Source organism: Polaromonas sp. P1_G4 (assembly GCF_056405475.1).
In genome coordinates, this window is sequence record NZ_JBFUCA010000607.1 from 1 (window position 1) to 3061 (window position 3061).

Consider the following 3061-nt stretch of genomic DNA (forward strand, 5'->3'; position numbering starts at 1 on the left):
GCGCATTGCCACTGTCTGTTTTCTGTCGGGCGTGGTGTGCTTTCTTCTCGCGCTGGTTTGTTTCCTGGCTGAAACGCTGCTGGCCACACGCCTGCTCAAGTTTGCCGAGCCGAAAAAATAGCGCGGTGATTTGAGGTTTGATTGTTTTGCAGGTCTTAAATGCCTGCAGGCCAATTGGAACAAGCGCGAGAAGCTATAAAAAATATAGCAGTCAGGTTTTTCTCCTGTCGTAATTGTGGCCGGCAGAAAACGCCAGACCTCCAGATACGTGACAACGTATGACTGTGAAACAGCTTGTTTCCTTACATCCCCATGCTGTGTTTCGCCGCCAGAATTGTGCAGCTCTGCGTGTAGCGGCACGCCCGTGCGGACGTGCCCGCAGCGTGCAGCGCGGCAGGTGAAAGTCCTGTCAACGGTAACCGCAGGCCGTCGTTGAAAAGGGGATGCTGTGCACTTGTTGCCTGTGCCCGGCGAGCCCTGTATAGAAAACCACTGGAGAACCACGATGACAACAACACACACACCGACAACAGGTTTGCGCCTGACCGGCCGCAGCCTGGCACTTTTGATGGCAGGCGCGCTGATGTGCTCCGCGAGCTTTGCCGAGAAACCCGAATGGGCCGGCGGCGGCAAGAACAAGGACAAGGGCGGCAAGCACAGCCAGGTGGAGCAGTCAGACCAGGACGACCACGGCGGCAAAAAAGACAAAGGCAACAAGAAGCACCGCGAAGACGTCAAGGTCGGCGGCTATTTTGTTCCCGAGCAGCGTGTGGTGCTCCAGGACTACTACGGCAAGCAATTCAAGTCCGGCCATTGCCCCCCGGGCCTTGCCAAGAAAAACAACGGCTGCATGCCTCCCGGCCAGGCCAAAAAATACGCCATCGGGCAACCGCTGCCTGCCGGCGTGGTGTATTACCCGGTGCCTGCATCGGTGGTGGTGCGTCTGGGCCCTCCGCCCTCGGGCCACAAGTATGTGCGTGTCGCCACCGACATCCTGCTGATTGCGCTGGGCACCAGCATGGTGGTGGATGCCGTCCAGGACCTGGGGTCTCTCTAAGGCCTTCCGGGTTTGCGGCGCTTCGGCTGCGGCCCGGGTTGCCACGCTTTCATGCGTTCCATGACCAGGTCATGCAATGCCTGCGCCGCCACGGACAGGCTGCCTTCCTGCCGGCGCACGGTATAAATTTTTCGTGACAGGCCAGGCGTGGCCAGCGGCCGCGTCAGCAGGTTCTTTCGCTCGAAGTGAAAGAGCGTGAGCGCCGGCACCACGCTGATGCCGATGCCTGCCTCAACCATACCGGTAACCGTCGCCAGCTGGTCGACTTCCAGCACCGTATGGGTCTGCAACGGGTGCAGCGCGGCGTCCAGAGCCTGGCGCACGCTGCTGTTGCGCGACATATGGATAAACGGGAAGGCTGCCAGTTTCTTCAGTGTCAGTACTTTTTCCGTGGCCAGGGGATGATCCGTGCGGCAGACCAGGTGAAAGCGGTCGGTGCAAAGCAGCTGCGTGGTCAGGCCCGCGTGCGTGGCGCCCGTTGAGGCAAGCGCGAAGTCGGCCTTGCCGCTGCGCACCAGCTCGATGCAGGCGTCAGACAGCAGGTCGCTGAGTTTCAGGTCAATACCGGRCGAGGCCTGCCTGAACTCCGCAAAGATGGAAGGCAGCCAGCCTGCCGCAAGCGAGGGCAGGGCCGCCACATGCACGCGTCCCTTGCGGCGCTCGACGTGATCGCTCAGTTCACCCACCGCGGCGCTGAAGTCACCCAGCAATTGCCGCGCCGGCGTTTCAAACAAGCGTCCTTCGGCCGTCAGCTGTACGCTGCGTGTGTCGCGGTCAAACAGCCGGGTGTTCAGCTCCGCTTCCAGGGTCTGGATCAGCGCGCTGAACGCAGGCTGCGACAGGTGGCAGGCGGCAGCGGCCCGGGTAAAGCTGCTCAGCTCCGCCAGCGCCAGGAATGCCCGCAGCTGGCGTGTCGACAGGTTGGGGCTGCGTGCGGGCAGGCGGGCCGCATTTTTCGGGGTGGTGGTGGATGCGGCCATTAATCTGATTTTCAAGTCAATCGATAGGAATTTTGCATTTTACAAATAAAAGGCGGGGGCTTAAATTCATGGCATCCACCGCTTGGCCATGATGATCCCTGCCGCCCTCGCTCCCCACACCGCCACACCGCCCGCCAGCCTGCTGATCGGTTGCGCGGCCGGCTTTTCGGGTGACCGTGTGGATGCGGCCGGCCCGGAAGAACGGCACCGCGAGCTGCTGCGCACCCAGCTGGGCAGTGCGATGGACGGCATCCGCATGGTCAGTGCCAATGCCTACATCGGTGCTGAAGCGATTGCCGCTGCGCTGAACGCCGGCGCGCAAATTGTGGTGGCCGGCCGCGTGGCCGATCCATCGCTCGCCGTCGGGCCTGCCATGTCGCACTTTGGCTGGCGTGCCGATGATTGGGACCTGCTGGCACGCGCCACCATGGCCGGCCATTTGCTGGAGTGCGGAGTGCAGGTTTGCGGCGGTTATTTTGCAGACCCCGGCTACAAGGACGTTCCCGATTTGCACGCCGTCGGCTACCCGATTGCCGAAATCAGCGCCGACGGCAACTGCATCATCGGCAAGGCTGCCAACACAGGCGGGCTGGTGAACCTTGCCAGCGTCAAGGAGCAGTTGTTGTATGAAGTGCATGACCCTGCCGCCTACCTCACACCCGATGTGGTGGCGGACATCAGCGCAGCGCAGATTGAACAGCTTGGCCCTAATCKCGTGGCGCTGAGCGGTGTGCGCGGCCATGCCCGGCCACCCAGCCTGAAGGTCAATCTCTGCCATGAGGGCGGCTGGCTGGCCGAAGGTGAAATCTCTTACGCCGGCCCGCGCGCCGAGGCCCGCGCCCGGCTGGCGGCCGATGTGCTGCGCCGGCGCCTGCCGGCCCTGGCGCTGCGGGTAGACCTGATAGGCGCGCTCAGCGTCATGGGCGACGACGCCGGCAGCCTCCTGGCCGCAACACCGGCCGGTGACGCGCGCGATGTACGCCTGCGCGTGGCTGCCACACACACCGACCGCGCTGAGGCCGAG

3 protein-coding genes and 1 pseudogene are annotated in these 3061 nt (G+C 62.9%); 3 read left to right on the forward strand and 1 reads right to left on the reverse strand.

Annotation, left to right across the window (positions count from 1 at the left end; all coding sequences use genetic code 11):
- A pseudogene (locus tag AC1D1X_RS21150) lies at positions 1-121 on the forward strand (DUF2721 domain-containing protein); the annotation flags it as partial.
- A 384-nt stretch (positions 122-505) separates the two neighbouring features.
- A complete protein-coding gene (locus tag AC1D1X_RS21155) occupies positions 506-1057 on the forward strand; it encodes a hypothetical protein (protein WP_477669306.1) in 552 nt (183 codons plus the stop codon).
- On the opposite strand, the gene AC1D1X_RS21160 is transcribed toward AC1D1X_RS21155, so the two are convergent.
- Positions 1054-2037 carry a LysR family transcriptional regulator gene (locus tag AC1D1X_RS21160; RefSeq protein WP_477699097.1) on the reverse strand — a complete coding sequence of 328 codons (984 nt, stop codon included), beginning with the start codon at positions 2035-2037 and terminating at the stop codon, positions 1054-1056. The genes AC1D1X_RS21155 and AC1D1X_RS21160 overlap by 4 nt on opposite strands.
- Positions 2038-2125: 88 nt before the next feature.
- On the opposite strand from AC1D1X_RS21160, the gene AC1D1X_RS21165 reads away from it, so the two are divergent.
- On the forward strand, positions 2126-3061 hold a 936-nt coding region (locus AC1D1X_RS21165), incomplete at its 3' end, for an acyclic terpene utilization AtuA family protein (RefSeq protein ID WP_477699098.1).

Coding starts and splice junctions, on each gene's coding strand:
- AC1D1X_RS21155 (WP_477669306.1), top strand. CDS start 506: ATGACAACAACACACACACCGACAACAGGTTTGCGCCTGACCGGCCGC.